The following is a 26,865-nucleotide window of genomic DNA, read 5'->3' as shown; positions in this document are numbered from 1 at the left end:
GATTTAAAGAAAAATCAAGCCCAAATAAAGCCAGTTTTGGTTTTATAAGCAGCAGAATTGAACAGATTTTTTATTATTTGAACCCAATAACAAGATAAAACGTTAAATAAGACTGTTTTTATCTCGGACTTGATTTTCTTTCAATCCTAAAAAATCCTTGGGTTTCTTTTTTTGCCTAAGTCCTGTTAGTTGCTTGAAAATGCCTAGAAACTAATGGGGAGAGTTATTTTTATCGGCGATGGTTGCTAAACCATGTATACCTATTCCGGCGATCGCAAATCCCAGTAACGCCCAAGTAGCATCGGCAAAAACATTGATCCGATGAGATAAAGCTCGATGATAGGCAAGTTGTAGACTTTTTTCATTAGCTTTTTCATCCCTTGCTAACTGTGCAACATAACTTTCAGCTTTGATAAGTGCTGAATAATCTGTACCAAAATAATACAACGAGATTAGAAATACTAATAAACCAGGCATGACTAAAGTTAAAACCAGAATTCCTGGGCGTGTGTTCATAATAAAATTATCATTAATTTTAATAGGTGTTAAATTTTGCCAAACTTTGGGCATAATACTGTAGTTATGCTTGTACTTCTTTGGCTGAATATCACGAGATGAAAACGGTATTTTGGCGAAAAATCAAATTTTGGTCGTTGTTGCTGACATCTTGTTGTATTGTTTGGAGGATTTTAGTCTGTTTACCAGTATACGCAACCTCTTCACCGACCATAAATAATCTTAAACAACAGCAGCAGCAAATTCAGCAACAGCATCAGAATGTGGTTCAAGAACAGAATCGCTTAACGAATCTGCAAAAAGAAGCACAAAAACATCTGGGTGGTTTAAATCAAAATCTCCAAACTACTGATAGCCAAATTAAAGATAGCGAAGCCAGGTTAAAATCCGCTACAGAACGACTCCAGCAACTAGAAGCTGATTTGCTTGTAGCAGAACGTAGTTATCAAGAAAGGCAAGCTGCAACAGTGGCGAGATTGCGGTATCTTCAGCGTTCATCAGCGTCTCAAGGATTAGCTGTTTTGTTGCAAAGTCATAATTTGAGCGATTTTGATAGTCATCGTCATCAGTTGAAGTTGGTTTATCAGGCAGACCAACAAATTTTAGCGAAATTAGCAACCCAAGGAAATTTATTACTTCGTCAAAGAACGGAAGTAGAAACGCAAAAAAATTTAATGGCTTTAATTAGAGAACAATTATTAGTTCAAAAAGCTGATTATCAAAATCAAGCGCAGTCACAAGCCGAATTGATTGAGCGTTTAAATAGCGATCGCTTGGCCTTGGAAGCTGCACAAAACCAATTAGAGCAAGATTCCCAAAATTTGACTGTGTTGATTCAACAAAAAATCGCTGAACAACAAGCTAAAGAAGCCAGGGAAGCCGCACAGGCTAAAGCTAACAGCAAAATTTGGGTTCGTGGTACAGGTATTTTTGCCTTTCCTAGTGATGCACCTACCAGTAGTCCCTTTGGTTGGCGGATACATCCTATTCTTGGTTATCGCCGCTTTCACGCTGGTTTAGATTTTGCCGCTAGTTATGGTAGTACCATTAGAGCCGCAGATTCAGGTACAGTGATTTTTGCTGGCTGGTATGGTGGTTATGGCAAGGCTGTGATTATTAGTCATGGTAAAGGAATTACCACCCTATATGGACATACCAGCGAGTTGTATGTGACAGAAGGGCAATCAGTTCAAAAAGGACAAGCGATCGCATCTGTAGGTTCGACAGGTTTATCCACAGGTCCCCACCTGCATTTTGAAGTTAGGAACAATGGTACACCTGTTGACCCAGCTAATTATTTAGGTTTGCTGTAGAAGTTCAACTTTTTGATCAGGAGTCAGGATTACCGATGATTTGGTTGAACCTGATTACGCTTTGCGTCATGATGATAAGGTTGACGCTGTTTCTGTTGTAGACGGGGTTGGCGATGTTTTACCTTTGGTTTTTGGCGTTGTAATTGCTTCTGGGGTTTTTTAGCCTGTTGTACAATCTGTGGATTGCGTTCAGCGGGAACTTCGGCGATCGCTTGATGGGGTGCAACAAAATTGGATGTACCAATCACAAAAGGAATCATTGCTGCGGCTAACATTGTACGAATATCCATGATCATTAACCTCGAAAATTACTGTTGTTGACATTTCTGATTAATTCATCTGCAAATGACAGCTTGCTTATTTTCGGAATTACATTTTTGTAATTTGAGCCGATGCGATCGATGGACAGAAAACGCCAACAAAGTTCTCAACTGGACTTTAGACTAAAAGAGAGCTATAAAGAGAGCGATCGCACTCACCGCTTCTATCTCCGCGATTCGGCACATAACCGCCAACTTGAACTCAGGCTGAATTTAACCTCAATTCCATAAAATTCAAAAACTGTGCTATACTAGTAGAGTATTTGGGCGCGTGGCTCAGTGGATAGAGCAACAGGTTCCGGTCCTGTGGGTCGGGGGTTCAAATCCCTCCGCGCTCGTTGGTTATTGTAGATTGCTGCATTTCAGAAAATTAAATGATGCTGTATCACTCGCAAACTGTGTTAACATATAACAAGTTTCAGTAACTACTGGATAAGTAGAAATTAGTGGTTCTGAAACATTATTAAAAGCAATCTGTGCTTGAGCATGATAAGTATCTCTTTGGTTAAATAATGCTAAAAAAGCACCCGTATCAACAATAATCATAATCTATTTTCTTCTTGTTTAGCCCTAAGATAATCAGCCATTTTAGTTTTATAATTAACCGACAGATCAGCATCACCCTGAAAACATCCAACTAAACCAAGTTCTTGAAATATTTGTAATGGTGGTTTATTAGTAGTGTTAATTTGGTTGTAATATTGCTCAATAGCTTGTTTGATCGCTGCGCTCAAATCTTGATTTGTCAGGACTTACGCAAATGGCATATTAGTAGGGTGCGTCAGACTTCATAAATCCTGCAAATAACCAGATATTTGATAGCTGACGCACCATAAAATAGATGTTTGGTGTGACACTTGCGTAAGTCCTATTTGTTTGTTCCTGAATATACGCAAGTTTTTGAACAGAGTCATCATCAAGTTGAATTTCCAACTGCATAATCTTACCTCATTGGTTGATAATAATAAACAATATCCTCTATATCCTCTTTTTTAAGATAAACCATTTTTGCATTATTCATAAATTACAAATAATTAAGTTATATCCGTTGGGTTGTTCGCTTCAGCGTTGCGGAGCAATAGAACGAAACCCAACTAAATCATGATAATGTTGGGTTTCACTGCGTTCTACCCAACCTACTCTCTACCTACTATATTTACAGTACCACCAGCAGTTAAAACTTGTTTTGCAGTTAATTGTAAATTGGAGAAAATAGAAGAAATAAGTAGATCATCATGTTGAAACAATTGCTTTTGATACTCATCTTCTATTAACTTACAAAAGGCTTACACCTGGAGTTGAGACTAAAGGAAAGCGTTAGCGTAACTCATCGTAGATATTGCTTGTTTGCGGTTCTGGAATCAGTGCAGATGATCATGTAGTTTTTTGGTAATTCAATTTAGGCATTCTACCAAAATCATGGACATCCACTGGAAACTCTAAATAATGCCATTACTTACAAATATTCGCAAGCGTTCCATTCTTTCGCTGGCTATTATTCTACCCATTGGACTTTTATACAGCCACTATCGCTATTCTATTTCGTGGTTAAACCAAGAAGTAGGAGGGATTTTTTATGAAATATTTTGGTGCTTGTTCGCCTTTCTATTTTTTCCCTCTCGTTCTGCAATTACGCCAATCCCTTTATGGGTATTGATAATTACTTGCTTGTTGGAATTTATGCAATTGTGGCATCCACCATTTCTAAATTGGGTACGTTCGTTTTGGTGGGGAAAAATGTTAATCGGAACTGCCTTTACTTGGTCAGATTTCCCTTATTATTTTATTGGCAGCGGGTTAGGGTGGCTATGGTTGCGGCTAATAGTTCGGCGAACAAAGCTAAAAAAAGTTATTACCTAGAATATGATCAAAAACTGTCAATCCCTTCTGAGAATTAAAAACTCAAAATAAAGGATAATCAGTGGCGAATTCAAGTTCCCACTGAATTTTTAGTTTCTGAATTTCATGCCGTGGGAGACTGTACTCGAAATTAAGTATGTGAGCAAAATAAATTATACATTGTGACAGGAGATAGAAATACCTATAATTTTGTTCTGTTCCCTGTCCCTGTACCGAAATGTGCAATTTATTCCGCAATCCCTACTTAATCAATTTGTAGATGATATTGCATCAATCTTAACGGTAACTTTACTTAACGATTTGAGTCCATTTCTGTATTTTTGTAACGGAGAGTTAAAGTAAAAACTTCATGGGTATTTTTGGAAGTTCCTAATAGTTCGTTTTTAGGATTAGACCAACCCAAATCTGCCAATAGACTGAGACTAAATGTTAAAATGGATGCTAATAATAGTTTTTCCAGCATAAGTGTTACTCTCCATAACCACCAAACAATAATTAAATTATTGAATTGATATAGTTTAAACCTGATTTACTTAACTCTAATTTATCTGCTACTTCCATTAAGTAACAGTGATATTAATAATAAAATTCACGTGATTAATATCACAACAGTATTTTTACTCTAATTTCAGATACCTCTGCTTTTTCCTATTCCCTACATCTACGAGCCAATAAATTAAATTGCATAGTATATCTAATGATAGAAAGATAAATTACTCCAGGGGATTGATGAAACCCTAATCAAAAAACGTAGTAATAGAGTTATTGCCTTAAGTTATTGCCTTAAATACTTTCGGGATTAATTATTGAGTATTTTTTTGGAGGATTATGAGTATGGTTATAGGTAGACATAGACGCGCTCTAGGTGTATTTCCCCATCGTCGTGATGCGGAACAAGCAATGCATGAATTGAAAAATTCTGGCTTTCCCATGGAAAGAGTTTCTGTTATCGCCAGACATGAACATGAGGGAGATGAAATAGCTGGTACACAAGTGCGGGAAAAGGTTGGTGATAAGGCGGATGAGGGGGCAAAAACTGGAGCGATTTCTGGTGGTGTTGTAGGTGGGTTAACTGGTTTATTAGTTGGGCTGGGAACTTTAGCGTTACCAGGAATTGGACCCATTATGCTGGCTGGAGCCACAGCTACCGCCTTGGCGACAACTTTGGCTGGGGCTGGGATAGGTGCGGTAACAGGTGGTTTAATTGGTGCTTTGATTGGTTTAGGAATTCCTGAAGAAAGAGCCAGGGTTTATCACGAAAGAGTAGAACGAGGAGAGTATTTAGTCATCATAGATGGTACGGATGCAGAAATTGCTAAAGCTAGAGAAATTCTTCATCGCTGGAAAATTGAAGAGTTTGAAATTTATGATCATCCAGATGATAAACACACAACTACGGATGTTGTGCATCGGGATGTGACTGTTAATAAATACGCTATTGGTTATTTCACAATGCTGCATGATGCGGAAGCAGCAATTAATGATTTACGCAATGCAGGTTTTCCGTTAAACCACATTTCTTTAATTCACAGGGAAAGTCCACAAAGGTCTGCATTTGCGGGAATTCAGGTGAAAGATCATTTTGAGCCTACTCTTCTAAATCTGCCACCTAACCGGACTGAGTTCTACAACGATTGCATCCATCAAGGTAATTATATCATCATCGTTAGCGGTACTGATGCGGAAATCCACCAGGCTGAGGTAATTCTCAACCGATATCCAATTAAACAGTGGGAAGTTTATGAACAAAATGGCTATGGGAATATCCCTTTGCAAACTACCAAAAGAGCGATCGGTGTGTTTTCCCATCGTCGAGATGCAGAAGCAGCATTGAGAGAATTAAGAAATGTTAGTTTTCCCATGAACCAAGCATCCTTGATTGGGAAAGATGCAAATGGCGGTGTAAACGGGAATTTAGACAGAGGTAATAAAGCCGATGAAGGGCTAAAAGCTGGTGCTGCTACTGGTGGAGCTTTAGGTGGTTTGGGCGGTTTATTAGTAGGTCTTGGGGCTTTAGCAATTCCAGGAGTAGGCCCCGTAATCGCCGGTGGTGCAGCTGCTACGGCTTTAGCGACAACGATCGCAGGTGGTGCTGTGGGTGCAGCAGTCGGAGGTATTGCGGGGGGCTTGGTTGGCTTAGGAATTCCTGAATCACGAGCGCGAGTTTACAGCGATCGCTTCCAAAAAGGCCATTACCTCGTCATTGTCGATGGTACAGAGGCAGAAATTCACCAAGCAGAAACAATTCTCAAACGTACAGGAATAGAAGAATTTGGCATCTATGATGCCCGGACTGTCAGCGAACCTCAACCCAGGTTGGAATCGGTTAAAAATACTGAAACCATTCCCAGTCATCACCCTGGAGAACCCTCTGTAGTGATTATTGACCACCGCCAAACAACGGTTTAATTCTCCAATAATCATTCCCAAGATTAGGAGCATTAATATTAATTTAAAATTAAAATTTTGCTCCTAATTTGTAACTCATATAGTCACAAAATTCACAATTATATCAAATCAAAAACTCCACAAACAAATGAAAAAGCTAACTTCTTTCTTAATTGGTTCGATTTTACTTTTTAGTGCTGCTTGTGATAATACAGCTAAGACAAGTGTAAACGCGCCCGAACCTGGAGAAGTTCCAGCAACTCCTGCTGCACAAACCACACAAGCGGCAAAAGAAGACGCTCAAAGTGAAGTCCGCAGAAGACAACTCAATGCAGATATCCGCGCCCGTGAAGAACGAAATTTGGCAACTGGCGATCGTACAGATAGAGCCACAGGAGATTTAGCAAGTGAAGTCCGATCTAAATTAGAGGCTAATATTCCCGGTGGACAATTAACAGTTAATTCCGCTAAAGATGGCACTGTTACCGTATCAGGAACTGTGAATAATCAAGAACAGTTAGCTAAAATTGAACCTTTAGCAAAAGAAATTAAGGGAGTCAAAAATGTAATTGTCAAAGCAACTGTTTTACCACCAAAAAGCTAAGGTTGCAAACAATTAATAATCCTAATTTGGCGGATATTAACTCAATTGTCATCAAGATACAAACTGAAATATTTTTAACCTTTTTTTGTGAACAGGACTTATGCAACTGGTATATTAATAGGATGTCTCGGACCTATATAGGAATCCGGTTTGATTCCTGATAGCGCAGCGTGGCGTAAGTCATATTTACTCGTAGAGGCAGAGAACAGGGAACAGAAAAGAAGGAATCAAAGTGAAACTGTATTACAGCAGGCTTCAGCCAAGCAAGCCGGAGTATTTCACAGAGAGATATCTTTTAAGCTGGAGATGTACGTGATGCATTCCCGCAAGGTAAGCCAAATCAGGCGTAAATGTCTCAGGAAATTCATGGTAGTATTGCTTTACTCCCTGAAGACGGTGAAAAACCTGATAAGTGGAAACAAAAGACACAAAATCAAGGCAACATTGAGATTAAACTCAGTGGAGCTATTAGAGGTGCATTGACTACACCTTTAAAAGTCTGTTTTAGGGCTACTTAAGGGCTACTTAAGAATCCCTGACCTAAAAGTGCAAAGAAAAGTCAACACAACTGTTCTGCCAAATGGCAAACATTATGGAAATTCAACAACAGCCACCAGACACAATAAATTCAGGTGCATCTGAAGGTGCATTAGCCCTTGAGGTTACAGCAACGGGAAATTTACCCAAACTACCGTCAGCTAAATCCTCGGACACCCAATGGCAGCGAATTAGTCAACAAATTATTGATTTGTTAGACCAACTGCCAAACTATGTAGGTAGTTTTTTCGACAAAAACAAGCAAGCTATATTAACTCTTGTTTTGATTTTGTCTGCGTTTGTGACGGTCAAGGTAGTGATTGCTGTTTTAAATGCTATTAATGGTGTGCCACTGTTAGCACCAATTTTTGAGATAATTGGCATAGTTTATGCTATCTGGTTTACTTTCCGTTATCTCATCAAGTCGGAAACTCGGCAAGAATTATCCTACAAAGTTAGTTCTTTCAAAAAACAACTTATAGGGTAATAATTTTCAGAGCTTTTAATTATTGAATGCGGGGTTGACATTGTTTACCCTGCATTTTTTATCAGTTATTGAAAGTAGGAGTATGGTTTCCCCTGGGTTGATACTCCCTTCTTTCTAAAAGAATATGGATTAAATGAACCGCAAAGACGCAAAGGACGCGTTCATGTAGTGTCCCGTAGGGATAGGAAGAAGGAAGAAGATATGTAATATTACACTGGGAAGGGAGTAGCAGAATATTAAGCTGGTTTTAGGTTAAGAATTTTTAGGGCGTTGCTGATTTTGGGGATGAAAACAATTTTGCATATATTCAAAACCCTTGTAGAGACGTTCCATGGAACGTCTCTACACTCAAAAAACATCCCGCATTTATGCAACGCCAGAATTTTTAGTTAAGCAATAGCGAAACCTAAAAAACATCGGTAAACGTTGGTTTTCCTAACCTCAACCCAACTTACATAAGTTTATTTTTTTCACTGAACTGACAAGTATTGTATCTCAAGATAGATATTGTCAAGTAATATTTATTATAAATTCACTTCTTAAGACAGTATTTTTTTATTCAAAATCAAATTAATCTAGTTGTCGAAGTTATTCTCAAAAAAATTAAAAAGGAATAATATTTATGGCTAATCAACCAGTGAAGAAAACTATAGATTCTGCTCATCGAGTTGATGTAGATAGTGATGATAGAGGAATTATCCCAGCAGAAACAGCAGCACGTATAGCTAGAGAAGGAGAACATTATAAACATCTTCCCACAGAGGAAAATCTCTCTAATGCATCTACAGATGATCAAACAGGTGCTGAAAGCATACGCACTACTGACGGTTACACTGTAGATAAGGAAGGTTTGTTAAATAATTATCCAGTTGAACCAGAAATGTATTATGAGGTTCCGGGTGATGCACGGAAAGATATGGCTGAAGATACTATAGAACGTTTGGAAGAACTTACAGAAGTGAATGAAGATAAAACAGGTGAGTTGACAGAAAAAGCAGATAGACGCGGTAAAGGAACAGGAATAATTTAATTTTTTATCTCCACAGTTAAGTTAGGTAATCCTTCTAATTTTTCTGTGGGAATATCTTCTGGTACGTTGGGAACAAAAACTCTCAAACCTGCGGGTATACAATTAATTTCTATGGGAGTTGTACCAAAAATTTCTCCATCTATAACAACTTTTTGTAGTGGGTCAGTTGTAATTTTAAATTGTTTAGATCGCAAATAACCAATGTCATCCCGTTCTACTGGTGTGCCTGTAGAAGCTGTTTGAAATAAATGAAATGTGGCTGCGATCGCACTGGCTTTAGTCTCTGGTGCTACAATGGTTAAATCTAGCAATCCATCATCAAAAATAATACCTGCTGGGCCTTGAGCTAAAACACAAGTGGGAGGTGCTGCATTTGCCACTGTCACCGCAGAAGCTATAGTCTGAATTATTTTATCTTCGGTTTCAATTTCGACAGCGAATTTTTGTAAGCTTCCTAATTCTTGAATTCCTGCCATGATATATGCCATCATGCCAAAGCGATTTTTAGCTTCTCGGTCTGCTTTTTCTACAGTTCCCGCTTCAAAGCCAATACCCGCTAATAATACCATTGGTCGCTCATTGCAATAGGCTACATCTATGAGCCGGGTTTTGCCTTGTAAAATTGTTTGACAAGCTGCGGCTATTGTATCAGGAATACTCAACGCTGCGGCAAAAGCATTGGCAGTTCCCCGTGAAATAATGCCAAAGGGGATATCTGTATTAATTACTGCTTCTAATGCTGCGGATAATGTACCATCTCCCCCAGATGCAATTATCGCTTCTACACCCCGTTCTACTGCTGCGCGTGCTAGTTCGTCAGCATCAATTTCTTCTGTAGTGAGATAAATATCTAATTCAATTTCTGGTTCTAATATTGACCTAATCTGATCTAGTTCTAATTCTGGATCACCCTGACCCGCAGCTGGGTTAAATATAAGGCAAGCGGAACGACTCATATAGATAAAATAATATAGTTAGGGATTAGGCAGACTTACTTTTAGCATATATTTAAAATTTAAACTTCTATCTATTGGTAGGTCTGGTTGTAGGTGGGTAAAATTTTTAGCCAACCATTTCTTTAACTTTTCTCGAAATTCCAGCACAGCATCTAAAGGATCATTTGCTACTGCAAATTGCGCCAATTTGGTTATTTTGTAAATAAATGTAAAGCCATTTTCAAATAAAATCCTCTGTAATTAGTCTCATCCAATCCAGTGCGTCACTTGCTGCGGTAGTCTAGATAAATGTGAATTTACCGCCTGGTTTGACATATAGTTTTATGACTTCAGTTTCTAGTCCTCCGCGCACTATTCGTATTGGTTCACGTAAAAGCCAACTTGCTCTAGTTCAAACATACTGGGTACAAGAGCAACTCCAGAAAAGCTTCCCTGATATTACTTTTGAAGTCCATACCATGTCTACCCAAGGCGACAAAATCCTGGATGTAGCATTGGCCAAAATTGGCGATAAAGGACTATTTACCAAAGAATTGGAACTGGGAATGATCAATAAGGAGATTGATTTTGCAGTTCATTCGCTTAAGGATCTGCCTACTAACTTACCAGAAGGTTTGACACTGGCAGCAATTACAGAACGAGAAAACCCCGCAGATGCGGTGGTGCTGCACGAAAAGCATAAAGGTCAACAAATTGAGACTTTACCAGCAGGTGCGGTGATTGGTACTTCTTCTTTGCGAAGACTGGCACAATTACGCCATAAGTTCCCGCATTTTACTTTTAAAGATGTCCGGGGAAACTTAATCACACGCATGGCTAAATTAGATGCTGGTGAGTATGATGCTCTAATTTTAGCGGTAGCTGGGTTAGAAAGATTGGATATGAGCGATCGCATCCATCAAATTTTACCCCCAGAAATTTCTCTCCATGCAGTGGGACAGGGTGCTTTAGGTATAGAATGCCGTGCTGAGGACACCGAAGTAATTTCCTTACTCAAAGCCATTGAACATCCACAAACGCGCGATCGCTGTTTAGCAGAAAGATCATTTCTACGAGTTTTAGAAGGTGGCTGTCAAGTTCCCATTGGTGTAAATACAGAAATCAATGGTAATGAATTAACATTAAAAGGTCTTGTCGCTAGTGTTGATGGTCAAAAACTGGTTAAAGATACCGTTACCGGTGCTGCTGCTGATGCCGAAAAATTAGGAGCAGAACTAGCCAGTATTTTACGGCAACAAGGCGCAACAGAAATTTTAGAACAAATCTTTACCGAGATTCAACGCGGTTCATAAGGTGACTGGGGACAGGTGACAGGTGACAGGTGACAGGTGACAGGAAAATTTTCACCACTCACCAATCACCAATCACCAATTACCAATCACCAATTACCAATTACCAATTACCAATTACCAATTACCAATTACCAATTACCAATTACCAAATAAATACTATGCGAATTCTATTTGTTGCAGCGGAAGCTGCTCCCGTTGCCAAAGTAGGTGGAATGGGTGATGTTGTGGGTGCATTACCTAAAGTCTTAAGACAAATGGGGCATGATGTACGGATATTTCTGCCTTATTATGGTTTTCTCCCAGACAAAATGGAAATCCCCAAAGAACCAGTCTGGAAGGGATATGCCATGTTCCAGGACTTTGCAGTATATGAAAGTGTCCTTCCTGGTACTGATGTTCCTTTGTATTTATTTGGACATCCTGCCTTTACACCACGCCGTATTTATGCCGGAGAAGATGAAGATTGGCGGTTTACCTTGTTCTCCAATGGTGCAGCAGAATTTTGTTGGAATTACTGGAAGCCAGAAATTGTCCATTGTCACGATTGGCACACAGGAATGTTACCTGTTTGGTTGAACCAATCCCCAGATATTACCACTGTATTTACCATTCATAACCTAGCTTATCAAGGCCCTTGGCGCTGGTATTTAGAGAAAATTACTTGGTGTCCCTGGTATATGCAAGGACATAACACCATGGCGGCAGCAGTGCAGTTTGCTAACAAGGTAAATACCGTTTCTCCCACCTATGCAGAACAAATCAAGACTCCTGCTTATGGTGAACTAATTGAAGGATTGCTATCTTTTATTAGTGGAAAATTATCAGGAATTATCAACGGCATAGATACGGAAATATATAATCCTGCCAATGATAAATACATCGCCCAAACTTTCACCACTGAGACATTAGATCAACGCAAAATTAATAAAATCGCCTTGCAAGAAGAAGTAGGTTTAGAAGTTAATTCTAAAGCCTTTTTAATTGGCATGGTGACAAGGTTGGTGGAACAAAAGGGTCTGGATCTAGTTTTACAAATTCTCGATCGCTTCATGGCGTATACAGATGCTCAGTTTGTCTTGTTGGGAACAGGCGATCGCTATTATGAAACCCAAATGTGGCAACTAGCATCTCGCTATCCCGGACGCATGGCAACTTATTTACTCTATAACGATGCCCTTTCTCGCCGCATCTATGCCGGTACTGATGCCTTCCTCATGCCTAGCCGTTTTGAACCCTGCGGTATCAGCCAAATGATGGCTTTACGTTACGGTTCTGTTCCTATCGTCCGTCGTACAGGTGGATTAGTTGATACAGTATCACATTATGATCCTGAAAATGAAGCAGGTACTGGTTATTGCTTTGATCGCTACGAACCTCTAGACCTATTTACCTGCATGATTCGCGCTTGGGAAGGCTTCCGTTTCAAACCACAATGGCAAGAACTCCAAAAACGAGGGATGAATCAAGATTTCAGTTGGTATCGTTCTGCTCAACAATACGATAATCTCTATCGATCAATATACGGTTTACCACCACGAGAAGAAGAACCAACATCAGAACCAAAGTTAATTTTAACCGAAGCTAATGAGAAATCCTAATTGATCACGTGGAGACGTTTGAACTAACGTCTCTGCAATTCAATAAACTAACTTAAATTTTCCGGATCAACTCCTAAACTCTTTAACATTTCTGCTAATTTGTGGGCTTTTTCTTCAGCTTCTAAAAGTTTTCTTTCCGATTCTAAACGCTTTTCTTCAGATTCCTGAATCCGTTCTTCTGGTGTGAAAAACCTTTTTCCTTGTTCATCAAACCAATACAACCATTCTCTAGTGATACCTTGATAAGTTCCTCTTTCCTTTCCAATTCCTAAACCTATTTCTGGTAGCCAAACAGGATTTCCATCGCTTTCCTAACAAGCAAATGCGTCAAGTAGTAGTTTACTTGCAAAAAACTGATTCAGAACTGGTTCAGCAAACCACATTTGCTCTAGAAGAAACATTTCATCGTTTCCAGGTCATCCGCTTATGGGAACAACCGACAGAAACATTTTTGCGAACTCCCGGTTTATTGCCTTTTGCTGTTTTAAGCAACACTGATAATAAAGTCAACACTTTGCAGGAAGTGGCAACCATCATTGATGACATCACCGACAAACAGATGCAAAGTAACCTAGCGGCATCTGCATTTATCTTAGCTGGGTTAGTATTAGAAAAAGAAGTGATTCAGCGTTTGCTGCGGAGAGATATTATGCGTGAGTCAGTCACTTATCAATTATTGATAGAAGAAGGACGGGAAGAAGGACGAGAAGAAGGACGGGAAGAAACTGTTCGACTTGTTGCTGTCAATATGATCAAGGAGGGTATGTCTATTGAAGTAGTTGCCAAAGTAACTGGTTTAACAGTTGAACAGGTGCAACAATTACAAACTACAGAAGCAGAAAACTCAGGGGATTGAGTACAAATCATATCTAACACCAACTACCTACACTTTACCTTTATTCAGGTCAGTGCAGTCTTGCAAGCTGATTTTTGCCAGTATGTGACTGTTAAGAGTTACAGCAGGAGTCAGGAGTAAAAGTCTGTTTCTGTATAGGTTTCAAGTTAGATTCTGTACCTGATTGATCTGCAATCTGCTGTATTAAGCGTAGCAATTTTCCTGATGTTAGCCGAGAGATGCTGAAACAGCAAATAAAGAACTCTAGAGTTTTTTATGAAAAAAAATACTATTTCTCGGTTGTGTAGTTATACTTTGATTGGGTTGATATCTTTAACATCTGTTTTAAGTATCAATACCTCTGCATTACCTCAGACTGTTACAGTCTCCCCAGTTAAACAAACTCCCTTACCTAGTAGTCACTTAATCTGGCCGACTCATGGGATTATTTCTCAAGGTTTCCGTAAATATCAACATGAAGGAATTGATATAGCGGGTGCTATTGGTACTCCTATTGTTGCGGCTGCATCAGGTACAGTTGTGAAAGCTGGTTGGGATGATTGGGGTTTAGGCAATTTTATCGAAATTAAACATCCCGATGGTAGTGTGACAGTCTATGGTCACAATAATCGTTTGTTAGTTAGTAAAGGTCAAGAAGTTAATCAAGGCCAAATTATTGCAGAAATGGGATCTACAGGTAATAGTACAGCCCCTCATTTACATTTTGAATTTTATCGAAATCGTCAGTTAGCTGTTGATCCTATGCCGATTTTATCCTCTTCAACCACTGCCAAATTACCATTAGAACAACCAGTTTCACCTTCACAACCAATTTCTGTAACTATTGCACCTGTAAAAGTTGATGCTGAATGCGCTGGGAGTACAGTTATTACAGGTGAGACTGCAAAAATTCGTGTTCAAGTCTGTGAAGAAAACGGTCATCTGTTTTACATTGGACAATCAAAGCAAGATGCGAGTAAACCTGTCAAGATAGCTGCTTGGAATGTTGGTAACAATAAATATCGAGCAGATAATGGTACTTATTCATACTTAGTTAGTCCAGAAAAGGTGGAAGTGTGGCGAAATGGTAGTCAGATTCGTTCTGATAGTTTTTATACTTCCTCTAATGCTGGCAATTAAAATTACTTTTTAGTTCAGTAATTGATGATTTCGATAAAAATACCGTAATGTGACAGTTTACAGGGCGTAATATGGTGTCAAAAATTCTGCAAATTAAAGAGTATAAAATACATCTAGATTAAATCTAGAAAAAATCACAGTCACGTTTGTAATATCCCTAGTATTTACATAAAGGAGCAAAAAATCATGGAATATATGGCTTATTCTTATATGTACATGGCGAATGAAGAGACTCCCGTTAATGTGGATTTGAATCTTCCCAAGTTGCAATTTAATTGGAAAAAATTACTGAAGTCTTCTGCGTGGTTAGCTTTAGCAGGTATTACTGTTTTAGTTGCTTCTGTTTCCCAAGTTAAAGAAGCTTCAGCAGATTATGTGAGAACTAATGGTAATTGTTTATATATTCGCCGGGGTCCTAGCAGTGGTAACTCGGCTGTAGCTTGTGTCCCCAATGGTACAAACATTGGAGAGACTGGAAATGTGCGTAATGGTTTTGCTCAAATTACTTCTGGACGTTACCAAGGATATTATGTTGCGGAAAGATGGATTGGTATGAATCCTGGAACTTCTCATGGTCGTCCTGGCCCTGGTGTTGGTGGTCGAGTTTTGCTGAGACAGGGCGCTAGAGGTGAGCGTGTGAGGGTGGTGCAACGAGCTTTAGGGATAAGAGTAGATGGTGTTTATGGACCGAATACTGCTTACCAAGTCCGCAATTTTCAAAGAAGAAATGGTTTGCTTGTAGATGGTATAGTTGGTCCTGCTACTCGCAGGGCTTTGGGTATTAGTTAGTGGTAACAGGGTATGGGGTATGGGAACAGTCGCAAGAGTTGTAAATCTCATCTGAATCCGTACCCAGTGATGCCCCAGTCCCTAACCTTCCAATTTACATTCCAATGCTTTTTTCTGCATGGTTTTAAAAATATTGTAAAAACCATTGGCGCGGGAAGGAGTTAAACTGACATTTAAACCTGTGGCTTGAATAAAATCAGGAGTTAGTTGGACGATTTCTGTTGGTGCTAGTCCATTTAATCCTTCTATCAATAATGCGACTAGTCCTTTAGTTAGCTGAGAATCCGAATCTCCTTGAAAAACCACTTTCTCGTTATCCAGTGATGCTGTTACATATACCTGAGAAACGCAACCAGGAACTTTGTTTTCGGGAATCTTATCAGCTTCGGGAAATTCTGGCAGTTTTTGAGCATACCAAATTAACTGCTCATAACGACGCTTTGGGTCAGCAGCACGTTGGAAGCGTTGAACAATCTTAGCTAAAGCAGGTGGTAAGGAGTCAAGACTTAAGGACATAGTTAATTCAGTAAATAATCAGTCTCACCTTGAGTTTAAATTATCTGGAGAGCGATCGCTGTTCAGGTTGGTAGACAGTTTAAATTATCAGTATAGTCATTGTTTATGTTAAGGATTGGCAACAACTGTTAAATATTGCTGCAAATTTGGGATTTTTCTTGAATTTTCTTAGTAATTCTGAAGATTATATTGTCAGTGATTCAATAATCTCAGGAGCAAATCCGGTGTTGACCTCAACTTTACTCGCTACTGTACCTACACCCCTAGAATGGAGTCCTACTGTTGGCATTATCATGATTATCGCCAACATTCTAGCGATCGCTTTCGGCAAATTTACAATCAAGTATCCCAGCGCAGAACCAGCAGTACCCGCAGCTAATTTCTTTGGTGGTTTTGGTTTACCTGCGGTACTAGCAACTACAGCCTTCGGTCATATACTAGGCGCTGGTATCATCTTAGGACTGCACAACATAGGTAGAATCTAAGCCTTAGCCTCAAACCCGCCTGTATTTAATTGCTTATTATTCACTTTTCAACTTAAGAACCAGAGAACTTGCTCTCTGGTTTTTTGTGTCTGTATAGAAAAACAGAAATCTTTTTTTAAAGTCAAAAAATATTCCCTGTTATCCTGTATAAATACTTTTTCTGATTCTATACAGGCAAGGGTGCCATACCATGCAACTGACGTACAGCATTAAGGCAAACTGGACAATCACAGCCAAACAACTTGATTGCTTCATCACTTTCTGCTTCCGTAAATTCTAGTTCATCAGGCTGATTTTTATCAGGTTGAACTTGATCAGCTTGAACTTGCGCTATTTGCATAGCTGGTTTAGCAGTCGTAGGAGTAGCATTATCCACCTGTATACATACTTGACGCACAGATGCTGAGTGGGGAGAACGCACACAAGATAGATGAGTACCTACAGGGTTAACAGTTTGACTAGCGTGGACTGGTCTAGCCATCATGACCATAGATATCATAGACATAAACAGGACTGGGCTAGAAAGCAAGGCCAAGATAAATTTTCTGTTCATTTTCTTTAAACAACTTTGTCACTAGGGAACTAAACCAATTCACTTATTCAGATCAATTGGTGTTAATCAGTCCATCTTATACAAACTTGCTGAAAATATGTGTTCCATTCAATGAAAACTATAGAAAAATTCTATTGTTTTTCCACCATGCGGTTTTTTGGTCTTACTCCACCTCTGTAGATGAACTCAATGAGTAGAGCAAGCAATAGTAGAGCAATAGTAGAGCGATCGCACACAAAGATGTATCAAATCAAACCTTGCATATTTACAAACGCCAAAAAGTGTAGATAATTACATGAACTTGGGAACTTGCAGCTAGGCATAAAGTCATATAGGACATCAAAATCAAGTAACCTATTTGACCCAGCACGTCACAAAAGGATCTCAATGTCACAAAAATATTCGCTTACTTCGTTATGCAAAAATGTGTTAACAGTTACAAGCCTGTCCGTTGTAGCTGCCATGTCTGTTCCCTCAGAAGTTTTCTCTTTAACCACGGAAATAGCCAATTTACAAGATAAAACTGTTGACACAAAAGAGCTAGAAACAAATTTCTTGACAAATAAATTGAATGGAAAGGAATCAGATTTTTTCCTTGCTAAAAAAGATAAAGACGATGACAAGAAGAATCATCACAGACGTGACAACGATGATGATGACCGAGATAATTATCGCAGACGTTATGACGACAATGACCGAGATAATTATCGCAGACATGACGATCACAGGGAAGGAGATTATCGTTCCTCAAAATTCTATCGTGTGAGAGATTGGAATTGCTTGTTCAAAGTAGGAAGATTAGTCAATTCCAACCGTAAAGCATTGGTCATACATTTAGATATCCTAGAAAAACCAGTTACTAAATACGCAAATGTCGTTTACACAGTTTATGCTCGTCAAAACAATCGTTGGGTGCAATTTTATAGCAGTACCGGATCAAGACTGATTGAAAAAAAAGCAGGTAAATTCTTATTGCAACCAGAAATAATAGAATTTAACAGACTGCAAGGAAATATTAATTTATCCAGATCGGACTTAAGATTTGTCACAGAAATTCGCTATGATTCCAACAGCAGACGCGATGAAAGAATAGTATTTGAAGATATCTGGAACTATAGCTCAATTACAGAAATAAGCAGTATTACTCAGTTCACTACAGTCAGAAACAGAACTGACGATAACGAGTATTATAACAACGACTATCGCAGACGAGATGATGACAATAATGATCGCAGACGCGAATATCGACGAGTAAACAATCGTTACTCATCAAAAGCATTTAGGAGCAAAGATTGGAATTGCTTATTCAAATTAGGAAGATTAGTTAATTCCAATCAAAGAGCCTTTGTTCTACATCTAGATATCCTAGAAAAACCAGTCACTAAATATGCAAATGTAGTTTACACAGTTTACGCTCGTCAAAATAATCGTTGGGTTCAATTTTACACCAGTAACGGCTCAAGACTAATTTCTAAAAAAGGCAACAAATACTTCTTAAGCCCAGAAGTAATAGAATTTAACAAACTGCGATTAGGTAATATTGATTTATCGAGGTCAGAACTAAGATTTGTCACAGAAATTCGCTATGACTCCGACACCAGACGTGAGGAAACATTAGTGTTTGAAAATAACTGGAACTACAATTCTATTACCGAAATTAATAGTATCAATCAGATGGATATTGTCAGCTTTTAATAAATGGGGAAAGTCTCGCTTACAGCAGTTTTCACCTAGTTAGACCACAGTAGAGACGTTGCATGAAACGTCTCTATAAGGGTTTTAAAGATTGTTTTGTGGTTCATTTACCTAAAAATCGCTGTAATTAAATCAGGACTTACTCAAAAAAAACGAAAGTAGAGGTAATTCATGAATTACCTCTACACAAGAATAAGGTTTTTAGGTGTAAAGATATTCACTCAAACATCTCTACATTTATAGGAACACCAAAAAATAAATTACCCAAAAATTGGGATTTTTTGATTTGGAAGCCTCGTAACTAAGGATACAAACCCCTATCAGTCAAAGCTTGCGCGACTCTACCCACACCCAGCGTATAAGCCGCCAACCGCAGATTTACTCCTCTCATCTGTGACCGTTGAATTACTTGACGATAAGCATTCACCATTAAGTGTTCCATTTCCCGGTTCACTCGTTCTTCATCCCAGAACAGGTAAGAAAGACCTTGTACCCATTCCAAATAACTCACCACCACACCCCCAGCATTGGCTAAAATATCCGGTAAAACCGTCACACCACGAGCTTCTAGAACTCGGTTAGCCTCCAAAGTTACAGGGCCATTAGCAGCTTCAGCAACAAACTGTGCTTGTATCTGATCAACATTTTCCTCAGTGATTTGGTTTTCCAAAGCTGCGGGAATCAAAACATCACAAGGTAAAGTTAGTAAATCTGCGTTACTAATAGGCGCAGCTTGGGGAAAACCCACCACACTCCGGCGGTTTTCAGCAGCATAGGCTTTCAAAGCCGGAATATCAAGGCCAGCTTCCGAAAAAACACCCCCTGCACCACCAGAAACAGCAATAATTTTTGCTCCTGCCGCGTGTAATAATTCAGCCGCCGCACCGCCCACATTACCGAACCCTTGAATAGCAACTCGCACACCTGCAAGGGATTTACCTTGATCTGCTAATGCTTCACGGACGATAATCATTACACCCCTTCCTGTAGCCATTTCCCGACCTAGAGAACCACCAATAGAAAGCGGTTTACCCGTCACCACACCTGGTACAGCATGACCCACATTCACAGAATAAGTATCCATCATCCAGGCCATTTCACGGGCAGATGTACCCATATCCGGGGCGGGTATATCCACCGACGGTCCAATATCTTTAATTAACTCACTAATATAACGTCTGCTAATTCTTTCCAATTCCCCCACACTATACTGTTTAGGATCTATGGGAATTCCACCCTTTGCACCACCATAAGGAATACCCAACAATGCACATTTCCAAGTCATTAACATTGCTAAAGCGGAAACTTCTCGTAATGTCACCGCCGGATGGTAACGAATCCCACCTTTATAGGGGCCTAAAATATCGGAATGTTGTACCCGATGTCCAGCGAGAACTCGCACTTGTCCATTATCCATTTTTACGGGTATGGAAACTGTCACTACCTTACGGGGATGGCTAAGAATTTCTACCACACCTTGATCTAGTTTTAATTCTTTAGCTGCCCATTCTAAATAACTACAAGCTTGATCAAATGGGCAAATATGCGCTGGAGAATGAGTTTCTATTACTGGGCGAGAGGTTGTAACCATAACATTTACTCCTCATCACGGTATTTTGGTGAACCGGATATGTATGGTTAGCTTACCCCAGGTTTTCAAAAAAATAGCGATTTTGTAGTTTTTGTTACAATTTTATTTTTTTAGTATGGTTTAAAATTGCTGTCCAATTTATTTTTGTGGGTTGTCTAAGTCAAATATGCTAAAATATAGTCAAAATGTCTAAATTAGTCATATTATGCAGAAATATACTCTGACAGATGTGCGTAATAAACACGGTGAAGTTTTTGATAAAGCTGCTGTTGAACCAGTTTTACTTACTAAACAATCACGTCCAAGTCACGTAATTATTTCCGCAGATAGCTATCAAAAATTACTTACTAGACTGCAAGAATTAGAGGATATGCTGTTAGCTCAAACTGCTCAAACTACTTTGAGTCAGTCAAAAATGGTTGGTACAGAAGCTTTTACATCGGCGCTGGAGCATTTAGCAAATGGCGCGGCTTGATGGGTTAGCAACTGTTCTAGATTTCCTCAATGGTTTACAGCCGAAAATAGCGGCGCAAATAGCAAAAAAGGTATTAGGTTTGAATGTTGAACCTTTACCAAATGATAGTAAGCAACTATCGGGTTATAAGGATTTTTATCGAGTTTATAGTGGTGAATATCGAATTGTTTATAGATACTTTCCAGAGCAAGATTTAGTAGAAGTTATTTTAGTCGGTAAACGCAATGATGATGATGTTTACAAAAAATTAGACAGATTAATAGGATAAACTAAAGAAATTAATCATTACTAATTATCAGCCCAAACAGATAAGATAAGCATTTCACCAGACTTAATCTAATTATGATAAACCAAGCAACAAAATCACAAAATCAATTACCTTTACCACCTGGAAACTTAGGCTTACCTGTAATTGGGGAAACAATTAGCTTTTTAAGTGATCCAGATTTTGCGACCAAACGACAAAATAAATTTGGAAACATTTTTAAAACTAATATATTTGGCTCGCCGACAATTATGATGATAGGAGCAGAAGCAAATCGCTTTGTATTTAGCAGTGAAAATCAGAATTTCACAATTAAATGGCCTGAGAGTGTTTCTGTTTTACTGGGGACTGCTTCTTTAGCAACACAAATAGGTAGCATTCATCAAAAAAGACGCAAATTATTATCTCAAGCATTTCAACCCAGGGCTTTAGCTAATTATTTACCATCAATGGTAGAAATAACTAATAGCTACTTACATAAATGGACAAATCTAGGTCAATTAACTTGGTATCCTGAATTAAGAAAATATACCTTTGATGTGGCTTGTAAATTATTAGTAGGAACAGATGCTACTAATGATCATCATTTCGCTGAATTATTTGAGGAATGGTGTCTTGGTTTATTTACTCTTCCCATTCGGTTACCTTGGACTAAGTTTGGTAAAGCTTTAAAATGTCGAGATCAGTTATTAGCCAAAATTGAAAAGATTATTCTCCAACGTCAACAACAACCCATTTCTGAACAAGATGCTTTGGGCTTACTATTAAATGCAAAGGATGAAGATGGTAATAGTTTGAGTATAGAAGAACTCAAAGACCAAATTCTTACTTTATTGTTTGCTGGACATGAAACTTTAACTTCTGCATTGTCTTCTTTTTGTTTACTGTTAGCACAAAACCCGGAAATTTTAGCAGCAGCGAGAAAGGAACAACAACAAATAAGTTGTACTGGTGCGCTAACATCTGAACATCTGCAACAAATGACTTACCTAGACCAAATCCTCAAGGAAGTTTTACGAGTTATTCCTCCTGTTGGTGGTGGTTTTCGTTCTGTAATTCAAACTTGTGAATTTAATGGCTATTGTATTCCTGAAGGTTGGTCTGTGCTGTATCAAATAGGTAAAACCCATCAGGATGAAACTATTTATAAAGACGCGAAAAGTTTTGATCCACAAAGGTTTGGTATAGATAGGGCTGAGGATAAATCTAAGCCTTTTAGTTATGCGACTTTTGGGGGTGGGATGAGAGAATGTATAGGTAAAGAATTTGCTAAATTGGAGATGAAAATATTTGCTGCTTTGCTATTGCGTGGTTATGAATGGGAACTTGTAGCTGGGCAAAATTTAGATTTAGCAATGATACCAACTCCTCAACCCCGTGATGGTTTAAAGGTGATTTTCCATTCTATTGACAAGGATTAAAAATTTTTGCGCGTTGGGTTGCGCTGTCGCTTAACCCAACCTACATGAATTAAAGGAATATTTCTGGGGTAAAACTCCCATGTAACCCATAAGGAATATGGTGTTTTAGATGTAGTTTTGCAACTGCACCTTTTTGAAAATTTTGAGCATCCAAAATGATTACATCTGAACGATGATGTTCTGCATCATAAACTAAAGCTATTACCCAACCATCATCTTCTGACTGAGAGTTTGGACGAGGAATAAAAATAGGTTCACCTGTAAAACCGCGTGGTGCTGCACTCCATATTTCTTGTTTTCCTGACTCTAAATCAAGTTTTAAAATTGCTTGTAAAGGTGCATTTTCTGTTGCTTGATGAGCAGAAGCAGTATATAAATAACGGTAGGGTTTACCTACATTATTTGGGTGAATAGTAGGAAACTCACAAGCACGGTTATCTATTAGCTTGTTTTGCACTTGATTTTCTTGTAAATTGAGATTAAAACGCCATATTTGTCCTGGTGCATTAGCTTCAAAGTTGGTTTGTCGATAATCGCTATTTGGTTCAACTTCTGTTAATGATTCATAGCAAATAGAATCAATGATAATTTCATTGCCGATTTCAAAAGCATTGACATGATGGAATATAAAACCTGCTTTAGTTTCTAAAACTTTTACCCCATCTTTATAAGCGTGGCTATTTGTGCGCGGAATAAGTATGATTTTTGTGGGTTGATTTTTTTGAACTTTAATACATTGTCCGGCGCTGGCTATTCCTAAAGCAAAGGGTATGGGATTAAAACTAACAGGATTTTGGAAGAAGATACAGTAGTTTTCGGTAATGACAAAATCATGAATGAAGCAAAAACCAGGAACGCTATAATTTTGTTTGCTGATAATTTCTCCGTTCGTATTCAATTCAAAAATAGTAATTGTGGTTGATAGGCCTGGTTTAATGGCAAAGTTAACTAATTTACCATTGGGATCAATACGAGGATGGGCGCTAAAGGCTTCACCTGTGGATAAAACACCATTGAAATATTCATTTCCTAATGTTTCTAGCGTGTGTGGATTTAGTAAATAAGGTTCTGCTGCTTCCCATAATGCTAAAAGTTTACCACCCCAATAAATAACGTTTGTATTAGCGATGTGTTTGATTTTGAAATTAAAGGCGTTAGCTAACCAACCTCCAGGTTTTTGTGTACCAAATACTCCCCGATAAAGTATTTTTCCAGCTTTTTTTTCTGCTAGATAACCTTCTGTTTCGACAAATCGGTTACGAAAATGAGCGCGGCCATTAGTAAATGTAATGCGGCTAATCATCCCGTCACCATCAAAAGGATGATGAAAGCGTTGTCCATCAATGTCTAATAAACCGGGACCATTCCTAAATAGTGTTCCTTCTAGTTCTAAGGGTATTTCACCTTCTATTTCATCAATCCAATAATCATTTTCTTGTTTGAGAGATTCATATCCTTTTTGCCAATCTTCAAGAGTATAGGATTTTGGTGAAATTTGGTTTGGTTGATTTTCTAATGTCTGCATATTTTTGAAAATGATTTAGAGTTCTCTTGGTTGTAATGTTTGGAAATTCTAATTTGCATGATCAGGGCGATTTCGACTCAGTATAATTCAGTTCAATGCAGCCCAAGCCAGAAGATTTTGATTTCCTGGAAATAGGCATCTTTTGGTTTATTAAATTATCATGCCAGAAATATAAACGCAATAAGTTAGGGTGTGTTTTTATGTGCGTTCAATTCAATTATTAACTGAATTAGTTGCAAATGTTGTAATTTCGTTTTCTTCTTCCTCTGGTAGCCAATTAATAAATATCAGGGGTACAAGAGCTATTGAATTAGTAATTATCACTAACAGCCAGAGTAAATTGAAGTTAGTATCTGTAATTCCTAACCAGTGCATAATTAAGGCTCCAAACTCTCTAGAAATAGCTCCTCCTAAATTAAATATTGACATTAAGAGTGCAAATAATGTTGCTTCTATTCCCAGGGGGCAAATTCTTGCTGCTAATACCATGATGGGCATAAATGCAATTTGTCCCATGATTGCCAGAATTAAGCTATCACCTAAACTAAACCAGTGATCATCTATTCCTAATGCTCTATTTGTATGTGTGACTAACATTAACATTGTCATTCTCAATGCTGCTGAAATGACAATACTCCAACCACAAATAATGCGAAAAGGAACACTTTTAAGAAAGCGTTGAAAAATCCAAATACCAATTAATGAGGCTAAACTGGTGACTAAATGTACTCTGCCTAAAAATTCTGGTTGAAAGTGGAGTTCGTTGGTGAAAAAGTAGAAAAAAGCTGCTTCTCCACTAGGGGTAGATTGCCAGATAAATATAAATGCTGTGGGTATCCAAATTGCTTTTTGGGTGAAGGCTTGACCTAATTGTTTTATTTGAGTTTTGATGGTGAGGGGATGAGTTTGATCAGGTTGTTGTTGGATCTCTTTGTTAAGTGGTTTTTCATTAATAAACCAAGCTACTAGTGAGATAATTAGCGGAAATATTGCAGTCACCAAAAATACTGTGCGAGTGGTGAAATATTCTAAAAGTAACCCGCTAAAATAGGCTGTAATTAAACCACCAAGGGCTGTTGTACCCCAACAAAGGGATTGAAGAGAGCCTACTTGTGCTTGGGATTCTACTCTGGCACTTTCTACAACTAGGGAGTCAGCTATTACATCATTGAAAGCGGCGGAGAGGGAAGATAGTGCGATCGCAATTGTTGCCGTCCAGGGACTATAAGCTAAGGTAGACAAGCTCACCCAAGCAGTAGCCCCCAGGATTCCAGATAATATTAGATAGGGACGACGACGGTAGCCAAAGATTGGCAATCCATCGGAAATAAAGCCAAATAATGGCTTAATCATCCACGGTAGGGCAACTATGCCCAATAGTGCTGATACCTCAACTGGACTCAGATGCAATTCATCTTTGAGGAAGAAACTGACGGCTAGACGCGCTAACCCTAATATGCCTTGGACAAAGTAGACTACAAGAATCGCCATTAATTCTGGCTTAGGTTCATTACCCAAGAGAATTTTTTTGATTACTGAGTCTTTGACCTTGGACAAGCCAGAGGAGTGAATCAGCATTTGATAAATATTCTTTAAGTTTTATCTACTTTTCTATCATATCTGGATACAGATGAAGTTGACAGTTATAGCAGGAGGCAGGAGGCAGAAGGCAGGAGGCAGGAGGCAGGAGGCAGGAGAAAAAGCCTTGTTATATCTACGTTTCAAGGATTAATCATGTCCTAATTATCCTGGCTACAGCTATATTTAGTTATCAGTATAAATACTAACCAATTAATTATTTAAACCAAAGAGCAAGCGTCATCTTGTAGTCTGATGCTTGCCTTTAATAAATATGCATTTGTTGTATCCCACTCTGCTGATATTCAGAACAGTCAGCACCATAACAGGTGACAGAGTTGAAAGTCTATTTGGATCTGGGTTTGGCCAATACCTATAGATTCCAGAAGGTTTACACTTTATATTTTAACCTATCTGGACTATATATTAATCTACAGAAGTAACCACAGATGAAGTAACTACTCCTGTGTTACGGGTTTCTAAATTATTCGATAAGCGACTGATGGTTAATAGCGGTACTTCTTGTCGGCACGACAGGCAAAACCAATATAGTTCACCATGACGAACATGACGCAGAATTGAACCACCGCAGCATGGGCAAGTGTTCGCTCTATGACTCATACCAATGTCCTCCTAAAAAAGTTTGTTGTTGTAATGTCAGACAAAAAAATTTGATTAAAATCGGCTGGATGTGTTGGTTTATTTACCAACTACTCTGCTTGGTGATAGAAACTTGGATGCTATGCCTGACAATAGTCAGGTTTTACTGCTGATTTTTCTGCTTCTTGATTGATTGGGTTGACATAAGCTCTTACTAATCCTGAGATCATTTTATGAGGACAAAACATTTGTACTTACTCTTTGGAAATTTAAATTAACTTTTTTAAGTTCCAAAAGTGTAAACTGTAATTTCGGTTAACTCTACTATCAAGTCACTAACAAATGTAATGTCAGAGGATCAGTAATAGTTAATAATTAACGTCCCTTCTAAATTACAAGTGGACATTTAGTATTATCATCTATCTTGGGGATCATAATCAATTAAAATATTCTGTAGTTTAACTTACAATTTTCACTATTTTGTATTGGTGAATAC

32 protein-coding genes, 1 tRNA gene and 1 pseudogene are annotated in these 26,865 nt (G+C 38.4%); 19 read left to right on the top strand and 15 right to left on the bottom strand.

From position 1 onward, the window contains the following. Nucleotides 1-210: 210 nt before the first annotated feature. A complete protein-coding gene (locus ACLLO5_RS18610; RefSeq protein WP_413171962.1) occupies nucleotides 211-516 on the bottom strand; it encodes a hypothetical protein in 306 nt (101 codons plus the stop codon). 98 nt (nucleotides 517-614) lie between these two features. On the opposite strand from ACLLO5_RS18610, the gene ACLLO5_RS18605 reads away from it, so the two are divergent. Beyond that, nucleotides 615-1,829 (top strand): murein hydrolase activator EnvC family protein, encoded by a 1,215-nt coding sequence (locus ACLLO5_RS18605; RefSeq protein WP_413171961.1) that lies wholly within the window; start codon nucleotides 615-617, stop codon nucleotides 1,827-1,829. A 29-nt stretch (nucleotides 1,830-1,858) separates the two neighbouring features. Here the strand turns inward: ACLLO5_RS18605 and ACLLO5_RS18600 are convergent, their stop codons facing one another. Then, nucleotides 1,859-2,119, bottom strand: a complete 261-nt coding sequence (locus ACLLO5_RS18600) for a hypothetical protein (protein WP_413171960.1) — start codon at nucleotides 2,117-2,119, stop codon at nucleotides 1,859-1,861. 111 nt (nucleotides 2,120-2,230) lie between these two features. Between ACLLO5_RS18600 and ACLLO5_RS18595 the strand changes: the two genes are divergently transcribed. Then, nucleotides 2,231-2,380 carry a hypothetical protein gene (locus ACLLO5_RS18595; protein WP_413171958.1) on the top strand — a complete coding sequence of 50 codons (150 nt, stop codon included), beginning with the start codon at nucleotides 2,231-2,233 and terminating at the stop codon, nucleotides 2,378-2,380. 34 nt (nucleotides 2,381-2,414) lie between these two features. After that, nucleotides 2,415-2,487: transfer RNA gene (locus tag ACLLO5_RS18590), tRNA-Arg, on the top strand. A gap of 4 nt (nucleotides 2,488-2,491) precedes the next feature. On the opposite strand, the gene ACLLO5_RS18585 is transcribed toward ACLLO5_RS18590, so the two are convergent. From ACLLO5_RS18585 to ACLLO5_RS18575, 3 genes are read right to left on the bottom strand one after another with little or no spacing between them, the layout of a single operon-like run. Then, on the bottom strand, nucleotides 2,492-2,695 hold the full coding sequence (locus ACLLO5_RS18585; protein ID WP_413171957.1) for a hypothetical protein: 204 nt from the start codon (nucleotides 2,693-2,695) through the stop codon (nucleotides 2,492-2,494). Next, nucleotides 2,692-2,883, bottom strand: a complete 192-nt coding sequence (locus ACLLO5_RS18580) for a hypothetical protein (RefSeq protein WP_413171956.1) — start codon at nucleotides 2,881-2,883, stop codon at nucleotides 2,692-2,694. Before ACLLO5_RS18580 ends, ACLLO5_RS18585 begins: the two co-directional genes overlap by 4 nt. A gap of 34 nt (nucleotides 2,884-2,917) precedes the next feature. Then, the gene (locus tag ACLLO5_RS18575) at nucleotides 2,918-3,088 is read right to left on the bottom strand and encodes a hypothetical protein (protein WP_413171955.1); all 171 of its coding nucleotides are present in this window, start codon (nucleotides 3,086-3,088) and stop codon (nucleotides 2,918-2,920) included. Nucleotides 3,089-3,595: 507 nt separating this feature from the next. On the opposite strand from ACLLO5_RS18575, the gene ACLLO5_RS18570 reads away from it, so the two are divergent. Further along, a complete protein-coding gene (locus ACLLO5_RS18570; protein WP_413171954.1) occupies nucleotides 3,596-4,009 on the top strand; it encodes a DUF2809 domain-containing protein in 414 nt (137 codons plus the stop codon). A 292-nt stretch (nucleotides 4,010-4,301) separates the two neighbouring features. On the opposite strand, the gene ACLLO5_RS18565 is transcribed toward ACLLO5_RS18570, so the two are convergent. Further along, nucleotides 4,302-4,472, bottom strand: a complete 171-nt coding sequence (locus ACLLO5_RS18565; RefSeq protein WP_413171953.1) for a hypothetical protein — start codon at nucleotides 4,470-4,472, stop codon at nucleotides 4,302-4,304. A 371-nt stretch (nucleotides 4,473-4,843) separates the two neighbouring features. On the opposite strand from ACLLO5_RS18565, the gene ACLLO5_RS18560 reads away from it, so the two are divergent. The 5 genes from ACLLO5_RS18560 to ACLLO5_RS18540 all read left to right on the top strand — a co-directional run bounded on the left by ACLLO5_RS18560 (nucleotide 4,844) and on the right by ACLLO5_RS18540 (nucleotide 9,055). After that, nucleotides 4,844-6,418, top strand: coding sequence for a general stress protein (locus tag ACLLO5_RS18560; RefSeq protein WP_413176131.1), 1,575 nt, complete (start codon nucleotides 4,844-4,846; stop codon nucleotides 6,416-6,418). Between the two features lie 127 nt (nucleotides 6,419-6,545). Further along, complete coding sequence (locus ACLLO5_RS18555; protein WP_413171952.1) at nucleotides 6,546-7,001, top strand: BON domain-containing protein; 456 nt, start codon at nucleotides 6,546-6,548, stop codon at nucleotides 6,999-7,001. 350 nt (nucleotides 7,002-7,351) lie between these two features. Continuing rightward, on the top strand, nucleotides 7,352-7,519 hold the full coding sequence (locus ACLLO5_RS18550) for a hypothetical protein (protein WP_413171951.1): 168 nt from the start codon (nucleotides 7,352-7,354) through the stop codon (nucleotides 7,517-7,519). Nucleotides 7,520-7,581: 62 nt separating this feature from the next. Next, nucleotides 7,582-8,025, top strand: coding sequence for a CAAD domain-containing protein (locus ACLLO5_RS18545; protein WP_413171950.1), 444 nt, complete (start codon nucleotides 7,582-7,584; stop codon nucleotides 8,023-8,025). A gap of 622 nt (nucleotides 8,026-8,647) precedes the next feature. Beyond that, nucleotides 8,648-9,055, top strand: coding sequence for a hypothetical protein (locus ACLLO5_RS18540; protein ID WP_413171949.1), 408 nt, complete (start codon nucleotides 8,648-8,650; stop codon nucleotides 9,053-9,055). Here ACLLO5_RS18540 and ACLLO5_RS18535 read toward each other — a convergent pair. Both ACLLO5_RS18535 and ACLLO5_RS18530 read right to left on the bottom strand, forming a co-directional pair. Further along, entirely contained in the window at nucleotides 9,052-10,011 is a 960-nt protein-coding gene (locus tag ACLLO5_RS18535; RefSeq protein ID WP_413171948.1) for a YegS/Rv2252/BmrU family lipid kinase, read from the bottom strand. The genes ACLLO5_RS18540 and ACLLO5_RS18535 overlap by 4 nt on opposite strands. An 18-nt stretch (nucleotides 10,012-10,029) precedes the next feature. After that, nucleotides 10,030-10,197: a hypothetical protein gene (locus ACLLO5_RS18530; RefSeq protein ID WP_413171947.1), complete on the bottom strand. Its 168-nt coding sequence runs from the start codon at nucleotides 10,195-10,197 to the stop codon at nucleotides 10,030-10,032. Nucleotides 10,198-10,334: 137 nt separating this feature from the next. Here ACLLO5_RS18530 and hemC point away from each other — a divergent pair, with 137 nt between their 5' ends. Continuing rightward, nucleotides 10,335-11,303: a hydroxymethylbilane synthase gene (gene hemC / locus ACLLO5_RS18525; RefSeq protein WP_413171946.1), complete on the top strand. Its 969-nt coding sequence runs from the start codon at nucleotides 10,335-10,337 to the stop codon at nucleotides 11,301-11,303. Nucleotides 11,304-11,461: 158 nt separating this feature from the next. Next, entirely contained in the window at nucleotides 11,462-12,901 is a 1,440-nt protein-coding gene (gene glgA, locus ACLLO5_RS18520; RefSeq protein ID WP_413176130.1) for a glycogen synthase GlgA, read from the top strand. 47 nt (nucleotides 12,902-12,948) lie between these two features. Here glgA and ACLLO5_RS18515 read toward each other — a convergent pair. Continuing rightward, a pseudogene (locus ACLLO5_RS18515) lies at nucleotides 12,949-13,203 on the bottom strand (hypothetical protein); the annotation flags it as partial. Nucleotides 13,204-13,223: 20 nt separating this feature from the next. On the opposite strand from ACLLO5_RS18515, the gene ACLLO5_RS18510 reads away from it, so the two are divergent. The 3 genes from ACLLO5_RS18510 (at nucleotide 13,224) to ACLLO5_RS18500 (ending at nucleotide 15,665) form a co-directional block, all read left to right on the top strand. Further along, entirely contained in the window at nucleotides 13,224-13,757 is a 534-nt protein-coding gene (locus ACLLO5_RS18510; protein WP_413171945.1) for an Rpn family recombination-promoting nuclease/putative transposase, read from the top strand. Nucleotides 13,758-14,012: 255 nt separating this feature from the next. Further along, nucleotides 14,013-14,876 carry a M23 family metallopeptidase gene (locus ACLLO5_RS18505; protein ID WP_413171944.1) on the top strand — a complete coding sequence of 288 codons (864 nt, stop codon included), beginning with the start codon at nucleotides 14,013-14,015 and terminating at the stop codon, nucleotides 14,874-14,876. A gap of 186 nt (nucleotides 14,877-15,062) precedes the next feature. After that, nucleotides 15,063-15,665: a peptidoglycan-binding domain-containing protein gene (locus ACLLO5_RS18500; protein ID WP_413171943.1), complete on the top strand. Its 603-nt coding sequence runs from the start codon at nucleotides 15,063-15,065 to the stop codon at nucleotides 15,663-15,665. A gap of 81 nt (nucleotides 15,666-15,746) precedes the next feature. Here ACLLO5_RS18500 and ACLLO5_RS18495 read toward each other — a convergent pair whose 3' ends face one another. Then, nucleotides 15,747-16,181, bottom strand: coding sequence for a SufE family protein (locus ACLLO5_RS18495; RefSeq protein WP_413171942.1), 435 nt, complete (start codon nucleotides 16,179-16,181; stop codon nucleotides 15,747-15,749). Between the two features lie 224 nt (nucleotides 16,182-16,405). On the opposite strand from ACLLO5_RS18495, the gene psaK reads away from it, so the two are divergent. Continuing rightward, nucleotides 16,406-16,666: a photosystem I reaction center subunit PsaK gene (psaK, locus tag ACLLO5_RS18490; protein ID WP_413171941.1), complete on the top strand. Its 261-nt coding sequence runs from the start codon at nucleotides 16,406-16,408 to the stop codon at nucleotides 16,664-16,666. Nucleotides 16,667-16,832: 166 nt separating this feature from the next. Here psaK and ACLLO5_RS18485 read toward each other — a convergent pair whose 3' ends face one another. Further along, the gene (locus ACLLO5_RS18485; RefSeq protein ID WP_413171940.1) at nucleotides 16,833-17,171 is read right to left on the bottom strand and encodes a hypothetical protein; all 339 of its coding nucleotides are present in this window, start codon (nucleotides 17,169-17,171) and stop codon (nucleotides 16,833-16,835) included. Between the two features lie 474 nt (nucleotides 17,172-17,645). Here ACLLO5_RS18485 and ACLLO5_RS18480 point away from each other — a divergent pair, with 474 nt between their 5' ends. Beyond that, nucleotides 17,646-18,914 carry a hypothetical protein gene (locus ACLLO5_RS18480; RefSeq protein WP_413171939.1) on the top strand — a complete coding sequence of 423 codons (1,269 nt, stop codon included), beginning with the start codon at nucleotides 17,646-17,648 and terminating at the stop codon, nucleotides 18,912-18,914. Between the two features lie 301 nt (nucleotides 18,915-19,215). On the opposite strand, the gene ACLLO5_RS18475 is transcribed toward ACLLO5_RS18480, so the two are convergent. Further along, nucleotides 19,216-20,505: a Glu/Leu/Phe/Val family dehydrogenase gene (locus tag ACLLO5_RS18475; protein WP_413171938.1), complete on the bottom strand. Its 1,290-nt coding sequence runs from the start codon at nucleotides 20,503-20,505 to the stop codon at nucleotides 19,216-19,218. A gap of 205 nt (nucleotides 20,506-20,710) precedes the next feature. On the opposite strand from ACLLO5_RS18475, the gene ACLLO5_RS18470 reads away from it, so the two are divergent. From ACLLO5_RS18470 to ACLLO5_RS18460, 3 genes are all read left to right on the top strand, one after another. Beyond that, nucleotides 20,711-20,980: a type II toxin-antitoxin system Phd/YefM family antitoxin gene (locus ACLLO5_RS18470; protein WP_413171937.1), complete on the top strand. Its 270-nt coding sequence runs from the start codon at nucleotides 20,711-20,713 to the stop codon at nucleotides 20,978-20,980. Next, nucleotides 20,967-21,248, top strand: coding sequence for a type II toxin-antitoxin system RelE family toxin (locus tag ACLLO5_RS18465; protein ID WP_413171936.1), 282 nt, complete (start codon nucleotides 20,967-20,969; stop codon nucleotides 21,246-21,248). Before ACLLO5_RS18470 ends, ACLLO5_RS18465 begins: the two co-directional genes overlap by 14 nt. Before the next feature lie 74 nt (nucleotides 21,249-21,322). Then, nucleotides 21,323-22,666 (top strand): cytochrome P450, encoded by a 1,344-nt coding sequence (locus ACLLO5_RS18460; RefSeq protein WP_413171934.1) that lies wholly within the window; start codon nucleotides 21,323-21,325, stop codon nucleotides 22,664-22,666. 49 nt (nucleotides 22,667-22,715) lie between these two features. Here ACLLO5_RS18460 and ACLLO5_RS18455 read toward each other — a convergent pair whose 3' ends face one another. From ACLLO5_RS18455 to ACLLO5_RS18445, 3 genes are all read right to left on the bottom strand, one after another. Next, a complete protein-coding gene (locus tag ACLLO5_RS18455) occupies nucleotides 22,716-24,191 on the bottom strand; it encodes a carotenoid oxygenase family protein (RefSeq protein ID WP_413171933.1) in 1,476 nt (491 codons plus the stop codon). Nucleotides 24,192-24,404: 213 nt separating this feature from the next. Next, the gene (locus tag ACLLO5_RS18450) at nucleotides 24,405-25,769 is read right to left on the bottom strand and encodes a folate/biopterin family MFS transporter (RefSeq protein ID WP_413171932.1); all 1,365 of its coding nucleotides are present in this window, start codon (nucleotides 25,767-25,769) and stop codon (nucleotides 24,405-24,407) included. A 426-nt stretch (nucleotides 25,770-26,195) separates the two neighbouring features. After that, a complete protein-coding gene (locus ACLLO5_RS18445; protein ID WP_413171931.1) occupies nucleotides 26,196-26,390 on the bottom strand; it encodes a hypothetical protein in 195 nt (64 codons plus the stop codon). Nucleotides 26,391-26,865: the final 475 nt, after the last annotated feature.

The organism is Anabaena azotica SJ-1 (genome assembly GCF_047275885.1).
GTDB lineage: Bacteria > Cyanobacteriota > Cyanobacteriia > Cyanobacteriales > Nostocaceae > Trichormus_B > Trichormus_B azotica_A.
The sequence above is the reverse complement of the archived record's forward strand: the minus strand, read 5'-3'. Positions and strand labels throughout refer to the sequence as shown.